This window comes from Pseudoclavibacter helvolus (genome assembly GCF_049707175.1).
GTDB lineage: Bacteria > Actinomycetota > Actinomycetes > Actinomycetales > Microbacteriaceae > Pseudoclavibacter > Pseudoclavibacter helvolus_A.
The window spans coordinates 43513-58963 of the sequence record NZ_JBNAFM010000017.1; the positions used below are offsets into that span (position 1 = coordinate 43513).

A 15451-nucleotide genomic window follows, 5' to 3' on the forward strand; every position below is an offset into this window, starting at 1 on the left:
GGTCGGGTGACCTCTTCGTCTTCCGCACACGCGCTCCGAATCGCCTCCCGCCTCATGCTCGCCGCGATGCTGGCGTTCCTGGCGCTCGCGCTCGGCCTCGGCTCGCAGCTCGCGTCGGCGCACGACTCGCTCGTCGAGTCCAGCCCGTCTGCAGACGAGGCCGTCGACGTCGCGCCGGCGAGCGCGACGCTGACGTTCTCCGCGGAGGTGCAGTCCGAGGGCACGCTCGGGCCCCAGGTCGAGCTGTTCTCCGACAGTGCTGTGCAGGAGACCGCAGTCGCGCTGTCCGCAGCGCCCACGGTCGACGGCACCGTCGTGACGCAGGCGCTGCCGGAGCTCGCGGCAGGCAACTACACGCTCAACTGGCAGGTCGTGTCCTCCGATGGGCACCCGATCTCCGGAACAATTCCCTTCACGGTCTCGGTCGGCGTCACCCCGGCCGAGGCTACCGAGCCGACCGCATCCGCGCCGGCAGGGTTCGGGTCCGTCGAGAACACCGAGGGCGTCACCATCACTGGCAACAACGCCGACGGCGAGGCAGAGCAGTCCAGCACCGCAGCGCCGCAGGACTCGGGCATCCCGCCATGGGCGTGGGTGCTCATGGGGCTCGCGGGTGTCTTCGTGGTGCTCGTGTCGTACCTCGTGTTCCGCCGGAAGGCAGCAGACCTCGAGGCCAGCCGCAAGCCGCAGGTCGAAGAGCCTTTGGCAGACGGGGATGACGAGGCGACGGGCCGCCCCTGAACATCACCACCACCTGCGCCGGCCTCTTGGGCGGCAGTTCGGCGTGGTTCCGGGCTGGTGGCCGGTCGCCGCGACCGAATGAGGTGCGCCTACGCGCGACGCGCAGGAAGCGCCCCGTAGTCTTGTCGGCATGAGCAGAATCGCTGTCGTTCCCGGCTCGTTCGATCCGGTGACCCTTGGCCACCTCGATGTCATCCAGCGCGCCAGCACCGTCTTTGAGGAGGTGCACGTCGTCGTGGTGCACAACCCCGACAAGCACGCGCTCCTGCCCATTGCACGGCGGGTCGAGCTCATCGAGCAGGCGGTGTCGGCGAGCGGCATCCGCGGCAACGTCCGGGTGGCGTCGTGGAGCGTCGGCCTCCTCGTCGATTACTGCACCGATGTGGGTGCAAAAGTCATCGTCAAGGGCATCCGCTCACAGGCGGACGTGACGTACGAGACGCCCATGGCGATCGTCAACCGCAACCTCGCCCGCGTCGAGACGATGTTCATGCTGCCTGACCCGAGTCACGCGCACGTGTCGAGCTCACTGGTGCGACAGGTCGCGTCCCTCGGCGGTGACGTCTCGCCGTATGTGCCGCGCGTCGTCTACGAGTACCTGCAGGGCGACACCGACACCTCCATCGAGTAGGCCTTGGAATGCACTCTGGACCTAGGGCGTACAATCTCCCGGTGACTTCCTCTCCGTACCTCGTGAACATCGCGACCATCGTGGGCAAGGCCGGCACGATGCGCACGCTCGAGCTCGACTTCGATGCGCCTGAGCGCATCGGCGAAGGGCTCGCGTACATCGAGAAGGGCACACCGCTCGAACTCGATGTGCGTCTCGAGGTGCTCCACGACGGCATTCTGGCGACGGTTGGCCTCGAATCTCAGATGAGCGGCGAATGCAGCAGGTGCTTGACGCCGCTGGACGAGCCGCTCCGGGTCGATTTTGCAGAGCTTTTCGCGTATGCTCGCGACGAAGCCCTCGAGTACGAGGTTCACGACGACACTGTCGACCTTGAACCGCCCGTTCGCGATGCGGTAGTGCTCGCACTGCCATTCCAGCCGGTTTGTCGGCCGGACTGCCTTGGCCTTGATCCCGAAACCGGCGAGAAGCTGGTGGAGCCGCTCGAAGAGCAGGCGCCCGCGGTTGACCCGCGTTGGGCGGCATTGGCAGGGTTTGGCGCTTCACCAGAAGCAGCCGAGGAAGCCGCGGATCCCCATGAGACAGGTTCTCGTGAGAGTCTGCGCAACCATGATGACAAGGGGGAGCCGGGCCAGAACTGAGCCCGCCTCCCTGCACGATGAAAGATGAAAGGTAGACGCCGATGGCTCTCCCCAAGCGCAAGATGAGCCGCTCGAACACGCGTTCGCGTCGTTCGCAGTGGAAGGCCTCTGTGCCGACCCTCGTCAAGACCGTTGAGAACGGCAAGGTCACCTACAGCCTCCCGCACCGCGCGAAGGTTGTCGAGGACGCAGCTGGCACTCCGCTGTTCTTCGAGTACAAGGGCCGCAAGGTCGCAGACGTCTGATCCTCGCGTCATGCACGACGTGAAGATCATCGACCCCGACGCCGCACCGTCAGCTGAGCTGGCAGGCGGCCTCGGGGTCGACTTCGTTCCCGAACTCCTCGAGCTCGCGCTGACCCACAGGTCCTACGCGGTCGAGAACGGTGGCATCGCCGACAATCAGCGCCTCGAGTTTCTCGGCGATTCGATTCTCGGGCAGGCCGTGACGGTCATGCTGTACCGCACCTACCCCGACTACACGGAGGGGCAGCTGTCGCGGCTGCGTGCATCCCTCGTGTCGACGGTGGCACTCGCCGAGATCGCGCGGGGCATTGGCCTCGGCGCGTACCTGCACCTCGGCCGCGGCGAGCACCTCACCGGCGGGAACAAGAAGGACTCGGTACTGGCAGACACCATGGAGGCCGTCATCGGCGCCGCGTATCTCTCGGCTGGCGTCGAGGCCGCGACCGAGCTGGTTCTGCGCCTCGTCGAGCCGAAGCTCGCTGTCGTGTGGCGCCTCGGCGCCGAGCAAGACCCGAAGACCGCGCTGCAGGAGCTCGCCGACACCCGTGGCGCTGAGCCGCCGCGGTACGAGGTCGAGGGCTCTGGGCTCGAGCACGACCGCAGCTTCACGGCGACGGTGACCGTGCTGAAGAAGAAGCGCATCCTCGCCCAGGCGCAGGGCGTGGGCACCAGCAAGAAGCAGGCTGAGGTCGCGGGTGCGCTCGCCGCGTGGCATCAGCTGAGCGAGGGCGGCGACGTCGCCCCTCCGGTCTCCTAGCCGTGCCTGAGCTGCCAGAAGTCGAGGTCGTGCGCCTCGGCCTCACCCCAGCGGTGACGGGCTCGACGGTGTCCGCCGTCGAGGTGATCGACGAGCGCTCGCTGCGTCGACACAGCGGTGACTCGACCGACTTCGTCGGCGCGCTGGAAGGTGCACGCATCAAGGCCGTCTCACGTCGCGGCAAGTACCTGTGGATGCCGCTCGAGGGGCGTGAGGACGCGCTGAGCGCGCATCTCGGCATGAGCGGCCAGATGCTGCTGCGCACGGCGGATGCACCCGACGACCGGCACCTGCGGGCGCGCATCCGGGTCGATGGTCCGGCGGGCGACTTCGTGGTCGCGTTCGCCGACCAGCGCGTGTTCGGCTCGCTCGCGATCGACCGCCTCGTGCCAACCGAGGACGTCCCGGGGGAGCGCATCCCGTCTCAGGTCGCCCACATCGCCCGCGACCCGCTCGACCCCAACTTCGACGACGACGCCTGGGCCGCGGCGATGCTGCGTCGGAAGACGGGCGTCAAAGGCGCGCTGCTCGATCAGACGCTCATCTCCGGCATCGGCAACATCTACGCCGACGAGGCGCTCTGGCGCGCACGCCTCCACTACGCGCGCAACACGGCGGGCCTCTCGCCGTCGAAGGTGCGCGAGCTGCTGCAGCACGTGCGCGAGGTGTTCGCGAAGGCGCTCGCCGAGGGCGGCACCTCGTTCGACGCGCAATACGTGAACGTCAACGGGCAGGCCGGCTACTTCGCGCACTCGCTCAACGTGTACGGGCGCCAGGGGCAGCCGTGCCCGCGGTGCGGGCGCTCGATCGTGCGCGAGAAGTGGATGAACCGCAGCTCGCACTTCTGCGAGAAGTGCCAGCGGGAGCGCTGAATTTGGACCGCCGCCGACCGACGCTGGCTCGGTCTAGCGATGCCCGGTGGCGGCCGCTGTGACTGCCGCGACTGCTCTCCTCACGCCTCCGCTCCACGGGGCGCCGTGCCCCGTAGCTCTCCAAGCGCGTAGCGAACCGCGAGGAGCTCAACCGAGGGTTCAACCTCGGGGGAGACGTCGACGAAGCATGGCGATTCGGGCTCGCGCGCATCACGAAGGCGATCGCCACGACGCAGTCAGCGGCACGTGCCCAACTACTGCTGCCGGTTCTCGTCGATCTGCGCTGCGTGATACCTGACCAGGTCCTCGATGAGGTCGTCCGGGAGCGGCTTCGTGACCGTGAACTGGATGGCGTGCTTCGTCGTGGTGTAGTCGACGAGGCGGTCCGCAAACTCCTCGATGGCCCACTCGGACGGGTAGAAGCTCAGGTGCTTCTTTGACGCGGTGAAGTACACGAGTGCCCTGCCCTTGTAGGCGAGCGTCGGCATTCGGTAGCTGATCTTCTCATCCACTTCGGGCACGAGCCGCTTCACGATCGAGCGGATGCGCTCCAGTTCGGCCCGGTATTCGGGGCTCAGGGCGTCGAGGTATTCGTCGATGGTGGTCGCCGTCGCTGCCATGGGGCGAGTCTACGTGCGAGGCCCTAGCCGCGGCCGAGTGCCTGGTCGACGCCCTTGTTCGCGAGCATGTCGGCGCGCTCGTTGCCGACGTCGCCCGAGTGCCCCTTCACCCAGCGCCACTCGATCGTGTGCCCGCTGTCTTCGACGAGCGCGTCGAGCTGCTTCCACAGTTCCGCGTTCTTCACGGGCTGCTTCGAGGCGGTCTTCCACCCCTTCGCTTTCCACCCCGTGATCCACTCCGTGATGCCCTTGCGCACGTACTGGCTGTCGAGGTACAGCGCGACGTTGCATGGCTTCTTGAGTGCGCTGAGGCCCTCGATGACGGCCTTGAGCTCCATGCGGTTGTTGGTTGTGTTGAGCTCGCCGCCGAACAGCTCCCGCTCGTGGTCGCCCGACTTCAGCCAGACGCCCCAGCCGCCGGGGCCCGGGTTGCCCTTACAGGCGCCATCCGTGTACATCACAACATCGCTCACGTGCGTCCCTCGCCTCTCGCCACAGAAACGAACAGCTTACGCGTCACGAAGGTCGTTCAGCTCGTCGTCGGGGAGGCGCCGGGGCTCACGTAGACGTTGTCGCTCAGCTGCTGCACCGCGATGTCCTGCGGCAGCCGTTCGGGGCCCGCCCCGTTCGGGATGAGGAAGTACGTCTGGCCGGCATGCTGCACGCTGCCGCCCTCGATCTCGCAGGATCCGTTCGCGTCGCTCCCGGACGCATCCGTGACCACCATGCACACGCTTGCCGCGCCGTCCACGTCGCCCGTGGCGAGGAAGACGAGCTGCCCGTCGAACTCGGCGGCCAAACGCACGGAGTCGAGGTCCAGGGGAGCGCCGTCGACATCCGTCGGCGCACCTGCCGGAAGCTGGTCAGCCGCATTGGCTGCCCGCACCAGGTCGGCGTAGTCGCCGGCCCCAGCGTCGGCCGAGGCGTCGCCGCCCACGTCCGTCGCGGTACAGCCGACGAACGCCGCGAGCACGACGAACCCCAATGAGCCCAGGTGAACCGCCCGGTGCAGCATGCGTGCCTCGTCTCGTCCTCGTTGCCGACGCAGTCAGCGTAGCGAGCGCCTCAGGCCGTTGTCACCCGTTGCGTCGAAGCAGCACCACGCTGTCCTCGAGGGTGCCGGCGACGCCATCCGGCGAGGTGATCTCGCGCGTCCGAAGCTCCGCGATGACCGTCTCCCACTCGCCGGTGGGCAGGTCGAGGTCGCCGAGTTCGCGGTCGGGCCGCACGAACAGGTGCTCCGGATGCTCGGAGGTCTCGACCCACGACGGCGGGCCCGCGTGCGCGACCGTCAGGAGGTGCCCGCCCGGTGCCAGCATGAGGGCCGCCTCGCGGAGGATGCGCGCGCGCTGCAGCTGCACGGGTGACTGGAAGAAGCTCGCCGTGACGAGGTCCAGCGGCTCCGCCGGGCGCCACGTCTCGAGGTCACCGACCACGAAGTCGAGGCGCGAGCCGTCGACGCCCGCCGCGGTCGCGGCGGCGCGGGCTCGTTCGATCGCGACCGACGAGATGTCGATGCCCGTCACCCGCCAGCTCTGCTGGGCGAGCCAGATCGCGTCGCCGCCCTCGCCGCATCCGAGGTCCAGCGCACGCCCGGGCGAGAGCCCGCCGACGACGCTCGCGAGGTTCGCGTTCACCCGCCCCGACCAGATCGCCGGCTTCGCCGAGTACAGCTCTTCCCAGAATTCGGCGGGGGCTTGCGGCTCGACGGCCGCGGCGTCCGCGGCGTCGGAGGAGGTGGATGCGTGGTGGTGCTGCGAGGTCATGCGCTCAGCATGCGCATCCGCTCGCGCTTCCGCAACCACGTTTGCGAACCTTGCAAACGCGCGCGCGTGTCCAACTCGCGGGATGAGGGGCCCGCCGACGGCGCATGTGGCCTGTCATCACCCGTTTCATCACGCGAGTTGGCCAGCCTGCTCGCTACAACCGCTTCTGCCAGCCTCCCTCGGGCGCGAGGGGGACAAAGCCGAGCGCCTCGTTGACGCGCAGCATGTGCGTGTTCTCCTCAGCGTTCCACGTGAAGACCCCCGTGCACTCCGGATAGCGTTCCGCGAGCTGGATGAGGTTCGCCGCCTTGACGAGCATCCCGAGCCGCCTGCCCCGGTGCATCCCGGTGACCAGCGTGTTGTCCTGCTGGGCTGGCCGCGTCGTGTCGTCGAGGTCGAGCTGCAGCATCGACTGCGCGACGAGGTGTCCGCTTGGAAGGTGCAGCACGGCGGCGTTGAGGAACGTTGCGCCGGAGGCGATCACCCGACGCTCCATCTGCGACACCCGCTCGGCGTCCCACTGCTCCTCATCGACGGCGAGCTCGCCGGCGGGCGCGTCGATCGACATGTCGCCGTTGAGCCGCGCGAGGTCATCGAGGTAGGTGGCGTCGCTCTCGCCCTCCCACGTCAGCACCCGGTAGTCCGCGCCAGCTCGCGCCGCGGCGGCCGCGAACTCGCCACGCAGCACCTCGGCGGGCACCGGCAGCCGCAGCTCACTGATGCGCTCGATCTGGCCGAGTTCCCACCCCTGCGCCTGCAGGAACCGCGCGGCGGGGTCATCGGCCGCGAGCGAGCCATGGCCGGTCGGTGCCGCAACCCGCTCGCCATACGGGGCACCCGAGGTCGGGTGCTCCACCCAGGCCTGCAGCGAGGAGCGCCCGTCCGCCCGAGCGAGCCCCTCCAGGTGTGCGGCGACGAACGCGCCGATGCCCCGTCGCCGGTGCCCCGCATCCACGACCACGTGCGGGTAGGCCAACGTGGGGGAGTCGCGCGGCGAGACCATGAGCTTCGCCGCCGCGACCGGATGCTCGCCCGCGGTCTGGTCGGCACCCGACCGGAAGACGAGGAAGAGGCGGCTCGTGACGGGGCCAGGCATCGTCCAGTCGGCAAGGGTGCGCTGGCTGGTCTCGAGCACGCGGCCCTCACCATACGTTGCCGCGTAGCTCTGGTTCACGATTGCCGAGTACTGCTCGAGGAGTCGCCAGGACTCCCCATCTCTGCCCGACGTCGGCTCTGGAGGCGTGAGCTCCCGAATGAAGTGGTCCACTCCGGTACCGTAGCTGTCGGGCCAGGGCCGCGTCAGCCCCGCCAGCGCGCCGATCCGGCGCCAGTTGGCTCGCCGGAGCACCCTGGCCAGCCCGACAACCAGCGACGTCCCGTTCATCAGAGAGAGGCCAGCGCGCGCATGCACCTGAAGAGCCTCACAATGAAGGGCTTCAAGTCGTTCGCGCAGCCGACAACGCTCGCCCTCGAACCCGGCGTCACCTGCGTGGTCGGGCCCAACGGCTCAGGCAAATCCAACGTGGTTGACGCCCTCGCCTGGGTCATGGGGGAGCAGGGCGCGAAGAGCCTCCGCGGCGGCAAGATGGAGGATGTCATCTTCGCGGGCACCGCGACGCGCGGCCCCCTCGGCCGCGCCGAGGTGACGCTCACGATCGACAACGCCGACGGGATGCTCCCGATCGAGTACAGCGAGGTCACGATCCGCCGCACCCTGTTCCGGAACGGCGGCTCCGAGTACGCGATCAACGGCGAGGGCGTGCGCCTCCTCGACGTGCAGGAGCTGCTGAGCGACACGGGCCTCGGCAAGGAGATGCACGTGATCGTCGGACAGGGCCGGCTCGACGCGGTGCTGCGGGCGACCCCAGAAGAGCGGCGCGGCTTCATCGAGGAGGCCGCCGGAATCCTCAAGCACCGGCGCCGCAAAGAGAAGACCGTGCGCAAGCTCGAGGCGATGGAAGCCAACCTCACGCGTCTGCGCGACCTCACCAACGAGGTGCGCCGCCAGCTGAAGCCCCTCTCCAGGCAGGCCGACATCGCCCGCCGCGCGCAGGGCATCCAGGCCATCGCGCGCGACGCGAAGGCGCGCCTGCTGGCGGACGACGTCGTGCAGCTGCGGTCGGCGTTGCGCCTCGCCACTGGCATCGAGCAGGAGCGCTCCGAGGAGCGGGTCGTGCTGCAGGAGAAGCTCACTGCCGCCCTCAACCGCGCCGAGGTGCTCGCCGCGGAGAACCGCGGCGACGCCGCCGACGGGGCGCGCCGGGTCGTGTTCGACCTCGAGAGCGTGCGCGAGCGCATCCAGAACCTCAACGCGCTCGCGTCGCAGCGCAAGGGACTGCTCGTCTCGCGCCTCGAGACGCCAGCCTTCGTGCCGACAGTGACGCTCGAGGCCGTCGATGCCGCCAGCCGCGAGGCGGAGGCGCTCGTCGAGCGTGCCACTGCGGCGGAGCAGCTCTGGGAGGCGGCGAAGGTCGCGACCCAAGATGCGCGCGCGGCGCTCGACCGCATCGACGTCGAGATCCAGGCGCAGGCGACCCGGATCTCGGCCTACGACCTCAGCCGCAGCGAGCTGCGCGGTGCCGCCGACACGGCGGCGTCGAAGCTCGCCTCCGTGCGCGGCGAAGTGCTCCGTCAGCGCAATGCCAGGGACGCCGCGCAGGAGCGCCTCGCCCAGGCCACGAAGGCCAAGGAGGAGCTCGACGCGAGCGCCGCCCAGAGCGAGTCGGACTCGAGCGAGCTGAATGCCGCCTACACCCGTGCGGAGACCGCCCAGCGCGACGCCGAGCAGCAGCTCGACGCCGGGCGCACGAAGGCCCACGAGCTCGAGCGTGAACGCGACGCGCTGCAGGCTCGCGTGCAGGCCCTCACCCTGGCGACCGCCGCGAAGGACGGCACGGCGGCACTCCTCGCGGCGCGCCTCGAAGGTGTCGAAGGGCCCGTCGCCGAGCACCTGCGCATCGACGAGGGGTACGAGTCCGCCATCGCGGCCGCGCTCGGGTCGACGGCGGATGCGGTGCTCGCCGCCGACGCCGACGCCGCGTTCCGGGTGCTGGCGCACGCCACGAAGGAGAAGCTGGGCCTCGTCGAGGTCGTCGCCCAGCTGGGAGCCGGGGCGGCCGAGTCCGCCGAGCCGCCGCAGCTGCAAGGGCTGCGCCCGGCGCGGGAGCTCGTGCAGGGACCCCCCGCCATCACGGCGCTCCTCGAACGCATCTACATCAGCGAGACCCTCGACGAGGCGCGGGCGGCGCTCGCCGGACCGGGAACCGCAGCAGCGTCCGACGGGGACCCCGCGGCGCCGGGGCTCACCATCGTCACCCGCGCCGGCGAAGTCGTCACGAGCACCTCGCTGCGGGGCGGCTTCGCCGAAGAGGGCACGAGCCGCCTCGAGCTCCTCGCGGCCCGCGATCGCGCATCCGCACGCCTGAGCGTCGTCAGCGACGACCTCGACCAGGCTGCCCTCGCGCTTGCCGAGCACCGAGCCGCCTCGCAGGCCGCGAAGGCCGAGGCGAAACGCGCCCTCGACGCCCTGCGCGCCTTCGACGGGGCGCTCGCGGCCGAACGCGAGCAGCTGAACCGCGCCAGCGCGCGCGTCGATGCGGGCACGTCCGAGCTCGCGCGCGCCGCGAAGGCGTTCGACCTTGCCTCCAGCGGCGTCGACGCGGCCGAGCAGGCGGCCAGCGCGGCCAAGGCGGCCCTCGCCGAGCACGAAGCCCTCCCACGCCCCGAACTCGACTCCTCCGCCAGAGTCGACGCCAACGCAGACGTCGAACGCGCCAGAGAGGCCGAGGTCGAGGCTCGCCTCCAGCTCGAGACGCTGCGCGAGCGGTCCCGCAGCGAGCGCCTGCGCGCCGAGGCACTCGATCGGCAGCTCGAAGCCGACCGCCAAGCCGCAGACAAGGCCGCCCGTGAGACCGTCGTGCGCCGCGCGGAGCTCGCCCAGACGCAACGCGTGCTCGGCGCCATCCCGGCCCTCGCCCTCGCCGTGCAGGACTCGCTCGCCGAAGCGCAGCAGCAGCTCGCCGAGGCCGAACGCGAACGCGCGGCGCAGCACGAGGAGCTCGGCCAGCTGCGGCAGACGGAGCAGCAGTTGCGCGCCAGGCTCAGCGAGATCACGGAAGACGTGCACTCGATCGAGCTGCAGATCTACGAGAAGAAGAGCTCGCTCCGGTCGACGCTCGAACGCGCCGCGAGCGAGCTACGGCTCTCCGAGGCCGTGCTCGTCGCCGAGTACGGGCCAGACCAGCTCGTGCCCGCCGACGACGACGCGCTGCGTGCAAAGGCGGAACGCATCGCCTCGGCGCTCGCGGAACAACGAGCCAGGCACGAGGTCGCCGCCGAGGGCGAGGACGGCACCGCAGGCGAGGCGGGCGCTGCAGGCGAGGAATACGGGTCGAGCGGCGAGCCCGAGCCGACCGGCGAAGCGGGCGGTGCGGATGCACCAGTCGAGCCGGGCACGTCCGGCCAGCCGGGCGCATCCGCCGACGCCGACGAAACCCAAGGCAACACCGCCGACGCCGCGCTCGCGGGGCAGCTCGACGCCGACCTCGCGGCGAGCCTCCAAGAGGACGACACCGAGGAGATCGTTGGCGTGCCCTTCGTGCGCTCGGAGCAGCAGGCGCGGCTCGCGGCGGCGGAGCGCAAGATGTCGACCCTCGGCCGCATCAACCCCCTGGCCCTCGAGGAGTTCGCGGCGCTCGAGCAGCGCCACGCGTTCCTCGCCGACCAGCTCGACGACCTCGCGGCGACGAAGGCGGACCTGCTGCGCATCGTGGGCGACATCGACGAGCGCATGCGCACCGTCTTCGAGGCGGCGTTCGAGGACACGCGCGAGGCGTTCCACACGGTCTTCCCGATCCTCTTCCCCGGTGGTTCCGGCGACATCACCCTCACGGCGCCCGACGACATGCTCACAACCGGCATCGAGGTCATGGTGCGACCGGCCGGCAAGAAGATCGAGCGACTCTCGCTGCTCTCGGGTGGCGAGCGCTCGCTCGCGGCCGTCGCGATCTTGGTCTCGATCTTCAAGGCGCGGCCCAGCCCGTTCTACATCATGGACGAGGTCGAGGCCGCCCTCGACGACGCGAACCTCGGCCGCCTCCTCGCCGTGTTCGAGGAACTGCGCGCGTCGAGCCAGCTCATCGTCATCACGCACCAGAAGCGCACGATGGAGATCGCCGACGCGCTCTACGGCGTCTCGATGCGCCAGGACGGCGTCTCCGCGGTGGTCGGCCAGCGCATCCACCGCGACGAGGAGCAGCCCGCCGCGTAGCGTGGGACGATGGGGGTAATGACTTCCGTCGACGGCACCTCAGCCCCAGCACCAGCCACGCCAGAGCCCAAGCTTGGTCTCGTGACCCTGCTGCCGGACCCCTACGACGCCGACGCCATGTTCGAGGCGTTCGAGTTGTGGACAACGAGCCGCGGCATCACGATGTACCCGGCGCAGGAAGAAGCCGTCATGGAGCTCGTCTCCGAGGCGCACGTCATCCTGTCGACGCCCACAGGAACCGGCAAGTCGCTCGTCGCGATCGCCGCCCACGCCGCCTGTCTCGCGCAGGGCGGACGCAGCTACTACACGGCCCCCATCAAGGCGCTGGTGAGCGAGAAGTTCTTCGCGCTCGTTGACATCTTCGGAGCGGCGAACGTCGGCATGGTGACGGGCGACAGCTCCGTGAACCCGGACGCGCCGATCATCTGCTGCACGGCCGAGATCCTCGCGAACCTCGCCCTGCGCCACGGCTCGGACGCCGACGTCGACCAGGTGGTCATGGACGAGTTCCACTACTACGGCGACCCGGACCGCGGCTGGGCCTGGCAGCTGCCGCTGCTCATGCTGCCCGACGCGCAGTTCCTGCTCATGTCGGCGACCCTCGGCGACGTCACCGAGATCGTCGACGACCTCGAGCGGCGCACGCAGCGCGACGTCTCGCTCGTGACCGGCGTCGAGCGTCCGGTGCCCCTCGACTTCTCGTACGTGGTGTCACCGACCCACGAGACGGTCGAGCGGCTCGTGGAGGAGCGCAAGACGCCCATCTACATCGTGCACTTCTCCCAGGCCGCGGCCATCGAGCGGGCGCAGGCGCTGTCGAGCCTCAAGGTCGTCGACCGCGCGGGCCGGGATGCGATTGCCGAGGCCATCGGCGGGTTCCGGTTCACGACTGCGTTCGGCAAGGTGCTCTCGCGCTACGTCCGGGCCGGGATCGGTGTGCATCACGCGGGCATGCTGCCCAGGTACCGCCGCCTCGTCGAGACGCTCGCGCAGAAGGGCCTCCTGCGTGTCATCTGCGGAACCGACACCCTCGGGGTCGGCATCAACGTGCCAATCCGCACGGTGCTCATCACGGCCCTCTCGAAGTTCGACGGGCAGCGGATGCGCCACCTGTCGGCGCGCGAGTTTCACCAGATCGCGGGGCGCGCGGGCCGGGCGGGGTACGACACGGCCGGAACGGTGGTCGTCGAGGCGCCCGAGCACGAGATCGAGAACGCTGCCGCCGTGCGCAAGGCCGGCGACGACGAGAAGAAGCGCAAGCGCATCGTGAAGAAGAAGGCCCCGCAGGGCTTCGTCTCCTGGGGCGAGAAGTCGTTCGAGAAGCTGGTGAGCGCGGAGCCCGAGCCGCTCACCTCGCACATGCACATCACCGCGTCGATGCTCATCAACGTCATCGCGCGCGGGGGAGACGTCTTCGGCAACGCCAAGAAGCTCGTCTACGACAACCACGAGAAGCCGGCGCGCCAGCGTGAGCTCGCGCTGCGCGCGATCGGCATCTTCCGCACGCTCGTGACCGCAGGCATCGTCGAGATCGGCAGGCAGGGGCGCATCACCCTCACCGTCGACCTGCAGGCGAACTTCGCGCTGAACCAGCCGCTCTCGCCCTTCGCGCTGGCCGCCATCGAGCTGCTCGACCCCGAGGCGGAAGCCGCACCGGGCGATCGCGGCTCCGAGGAGAACACGAGCGGGGAAGGCGCCGTCGGCTCCGGCCACTACGCGCTCGACGTCGTGAGCATCATCGAGTCCACGCTCGACGACCCGAGGCCGGTGCTCTCGCAGCAGCAGTTCAAGGCGCGAGGCGAGGCGGTCGCGCAGATGAAGGCAGACGGTATCGAGTACGACGAGCGCATGGAGCGCCTCGAGGAGATCACGCACCCCAAGCCGCTCGCGGGGCTCCTCGACCAGTCCTTCGAGCTGTTCGCGCAGCACGAACCCTGGGTGCGCGACTTCGAGCTCTCGCCGAAGTCGGTGGTGCGCGACATGTTCGAGCGCGCGATGAGCTTCGCCGAGTACGTGAACTTCTACCAGCTCATGCGCAGCGAGGGGCTCGTGCTGCGCTACCTCAGCGACGCGTACAAGGCCATCCGCCAGACGGTGCCGGACGAGGCCAAGACCGAAGAGCTGCTCGATATCATCGAGTGGCTCGGCGAGCTGGTACGTCAGGTCGATTCGAGCCTCATCGACGAGTGGGCGTCGCTCGTCGACCCGGAGCAGCAGGCCGCGAGCGACGAGCCTGTCGTGCCGCCAGCGCCCCCGAGCGTCGTCGGTAACCGCCGCGCCTTCACGGTGCTCGTGCGCAACGAGATGTTCCGGCGCGTGCAGCTCGCCGCCCTCGAACGCGACGAGGCGCTCGCCGAACTCGACCCGGGCGTCGACTGGTCAAAGGCCCTCGACGACTACTTCGCCGACCACGACACGATGGGGGTGGATGCGGCCGCCAGGTCACCGAAGCTCCTCACGATCGACGACTCGGCGGGCCGCCAGTCCGGCGGGCTCTGGAGCGGCGTGTGGCGCGTTGAGCAGATCATCGTCGACCCGGCGGGCGACCACGACTGGCGCATCCGCGCCGAGGTTGACCTCGCTGCGTCGCACGAGGCCGGCGAGGCGATCGTTCGCGTCACCGAGGTCGCACGGCTCTAACCCCGTCGCGAACGACGAAACCGGATGCTCGCGACTGGCGCGTGCATCCGGTTTCGTCGTTGCTGGTGGCCCAGCGGGGCCGCTAGCGGCGGTCTGGCTCGTGGCTCGCAACCGGTGCGGCGTCGCTGTCTTCCGCGGTCTCGGGCGTGGTGCCTTCGACGCCGGCGGCTGCCGCTTCCGGTCCGCCAGCGGCGGAACCGACGGCACTCGGTGCGTCGGGACCCTTGGCGCGGGTGTAGATGATGCTCGCGATCGTCGCAACGATGAGTACGCCGAAGATGAAGGACAGCGACAGCCAGATCGGGATCTCGGGGATCCAGAGGAGCGGCTCGCCGCCGTTGATGAACGGCAGCTCGTTCTCGTGCAGGGCGTGGAACATCAGCTTGACGCCGATGAACGCGAGGATGAACGCGAGGCCCAGGTCGAGGAAGACGAGGCGCTCGAGGAGACCGCCGATGAGGAAGTACAGCTGGCGGAGGCCCATGAGCGCGAACGCGTTGGCCATGAAGACCAGGTAGGGCTCCTGCGTGATGCCGAAGATCGCGGGGATCGAGTCGAGCGCGAAGAGCAGGTCGGTGAACCCGAGGGCCACGATGACGAGGATGAGCGGCGTCCAGACCTTCTTGCCGTTCTCGACGATCTTCCACTTGTCGCCGTCGTAGTGCTCGCTCGCGGGAATGACCTTGCGCACGAGGTTGACCCACTTGGGCATCTCGGGCTCTTCGTCCTTGAAGGAGTCGATGGCCTGCTTGACGGCCATGTAGAGCAGCCAGGCGGCGAAGATGTAGAAGACGGAGACCCAGGCCTCGAGGATCGCCGCACCCGCGATGATGAACGCGAAGCGCATGACGAGCGCGATGGCGATGCCGATGAGCAGCGCCTTCTGCTGTGCGATCTTCGGCACCTTGAAGCTCGTCATGATGATGAGGAAGATGAAGAGGTTGTCGACCGACAGCGCCTTCTCTGTGGTGTACCCGGCGATGAACTCGCCCGCGTGCTGCCAGTCCCACACGAGGCCGACGCCGAACATGAAGACGACGGCGAGCGCGATGTAGAAGATCGACCACCAGCCGGCCTCCTTGAGGCTCGGCTCGTGGGGCGTCTTCACGTGCGTGAAGAAGTCAAAGACAAAGAATCCGATGACCACGGCAATGGTCACCGCCCAGATCCAAATGGGAACGTCCACGGGTCCTCCGGAGGGGTGAGTTCGGCGAGTCGGCCGAAGGTCTCTTCCGTCGGCAGAAACCGACCGACGCGCCCGGGTGGCTG

14 protein-coding genes are annotated in these 15451 nt (G+C 69.2%); 8 read left to right on the forward strand and 6 right to left on the reverse strand.

Annotated features, from left to right (window positions below):
* Positions 1-6: 6 nt before the first annotated feature.
* The 6 genes from ACPYN9_RS13705 (at position 7) to mutM (ending at position 3887) form a co-directional block, all read left to right on the forward strand.
* A complete protein-coding gene (locus ACPYN9_RS13705; RefSeq protein ID WP_424467099.1) occupies positions 7-741 on the forward strand; it encodes a copper resistance CopC family protein in 735 nt (244 codons plus the stop codon).
* Positions 742-871: 130 nt separating this feature from the next.
* Positions 872-1372: a pantetheine-phosphate adenylyltransferase gene (gene coaD, locus ACPYN9_RS13710; RefSeq protein WP_424467100.1), complete on the forward strand. Its 501-nt coding sequence runs from the start codon at positions 872-874 to the stop codon at positions 1370-1372.
* 62 nt (positions 1373-1434) lie between these two features.
* Positions 1435-2013: a YceD family protein gene (locus tag ACPYN9_RS13715; protein WP_424467101.1), complete on the forward strand. Its 579-nt coding sequence runs from the start codon at positions 1435-1437 to the stop codon at positions 2011-2013.
* A 41-nt stretch (positions 2014-2054) separates the two neighbouring features.
* Entirely contained in the window at positions 2055-2258 is a 204-nt protein-coding gene (gene rpmF, locus ACPYN9_RS13720; RefSeq protein ID WP_068484295.1) for a 50S ribosomal protein L32, read from the forward strand.
* A 10-nt stretch (positions 2259-2268) separates the two neighbouring features.
* A complete protein-coding gene (gene rnc / locus ACPYN9_RS13725; protein WP_424467102.1) occupies positions 2269-3015 on the forward strand; it encodes a ribonuclease III in 747 nt (248 codons plus the stop codon).
* A 2-nt stretch (positions 3016-3017) separates the two neighbouring features.
* A complete protein-coding gene (gene mutM, locus ACPYN9_RS13730; protein WP_424467103.1) occupies positions 3018-3887 on the forward strand; it encodes a bifunctional DNA-formamidopyrimidine glycosylase/DNA-(apurinic or apyrimidinic site) lyase in 870 nt (289 codons plus the stop codon).
* Positions 3888-4141: 254 nt separating this feature from the next.
* Here the strand turns inward: mutM and ACPYN9_RS13735 are convergent, their stop codons facing one another.
* The 5 genes from ACPYN9_RS13735 to ACPYN9_RS13755 all read right to left on the reverse strand — a co-directional run bounded on the left by ACPYN9_RS13735 (position 4142) and on the right by ACPYN9_RS13755 (position 7657).
* Entirely contained in the window at positions 4142-4507 is a 366-nt protein-coding gene (locus tag ACPYN9_RS13735; RefSeq protein WP_424467104.1) for an iron chaperone, read from the reverse strand.
* A gap of 23 nt (positions 4508-4530) precedes the next feature.
* Entirely contained in the window at positions 4531-4980 is a 450-nt protein-coding gene (gene rnhA, locus ACPYN9_RS13740; RefSeq protein ID WP_424467105.1) for a ribonuclease HI, read from the reverse strand.
* A gap of 56 nt (positions 4981-5036) precedes the next feature.
* Complete coding sequence (locus ACPYN9_RS13745) at positions 5037-5522, reverse strand: hypothetical protein (protein ID WP_424467106.1); 486 nt, start codon at positions 5520-5522, stop codon at positions 5037-5039.
* A 61-nt stretch (positions 5523-5583) separates the two neighbouring features.
* Positions 5584-6273, reverse strand: coding sequence for a class I SAM-dependent methyltransferase (locus ACPYN9_RS13750; protein WP_424467107.1), 690 nt, complete (start codon positions 6271-6273; stop codon positions 5584-5586).
* A gap of 154 nt (positions 6274-6427) precedes the next feature.
* Positions 6428-7657: a GNAT family N-acetyltransferase gene (locus ACPYN9_RS13755; RefSeq protein ID WP_424467108.1), complete on the reverse strand. Its 1230-nt coding sequence runs from the start codon at positions 7655-7657 to the stop codon at positions 6428-6430.
* Positions 7658-7678: 21 nt separating this feature from the next.
* On the opposite strand from ACPYN9_RS13755, the gene ACPYN9_RS13760 reads away from it, so the two are divergent.
* A complete protein-coding gene (locus ACPYN9_RS13760; protein WP_424467109.1) occupies positions 7679-11542 on the forward strand; it encodes a chromosome segregation SMC family protein in 3864 nt (1287 codons plus the stop codon).
* Between the two features lie 18 nt (positions 11543-11560).
* Positions 11561-14182: a DEAD/DEAH box helicase gene (locus tag ACPYN9_RS13765; RefSeq protein WP_424467110.1), complete on the forward strand. Its 2622-nt coding sequence runs from the start codon at positions 11561-11563 to the stop codon at positions 14180-14182.
* 82 nt (positions 14183-14264) lie between these two features.
* On the opposite strand, the gene ACPYN9_RS13770 is transcribed toward ACPYN9_RS13765, so the two are convergent.
* The gene (locus ACPYN9_RS13770; RefSeq protein ID WP_424467111.1) at positions 14265-15368 is read right to left on the reverse strand and encodes a TerC family protein; all 1104 of its coding nucleotides are present in this window, start codon (positions 15366-15368) and stop codon (positions 14265-14267) included.
* Positions 15369-15451 lie beyond the last annotated feature (83 nt).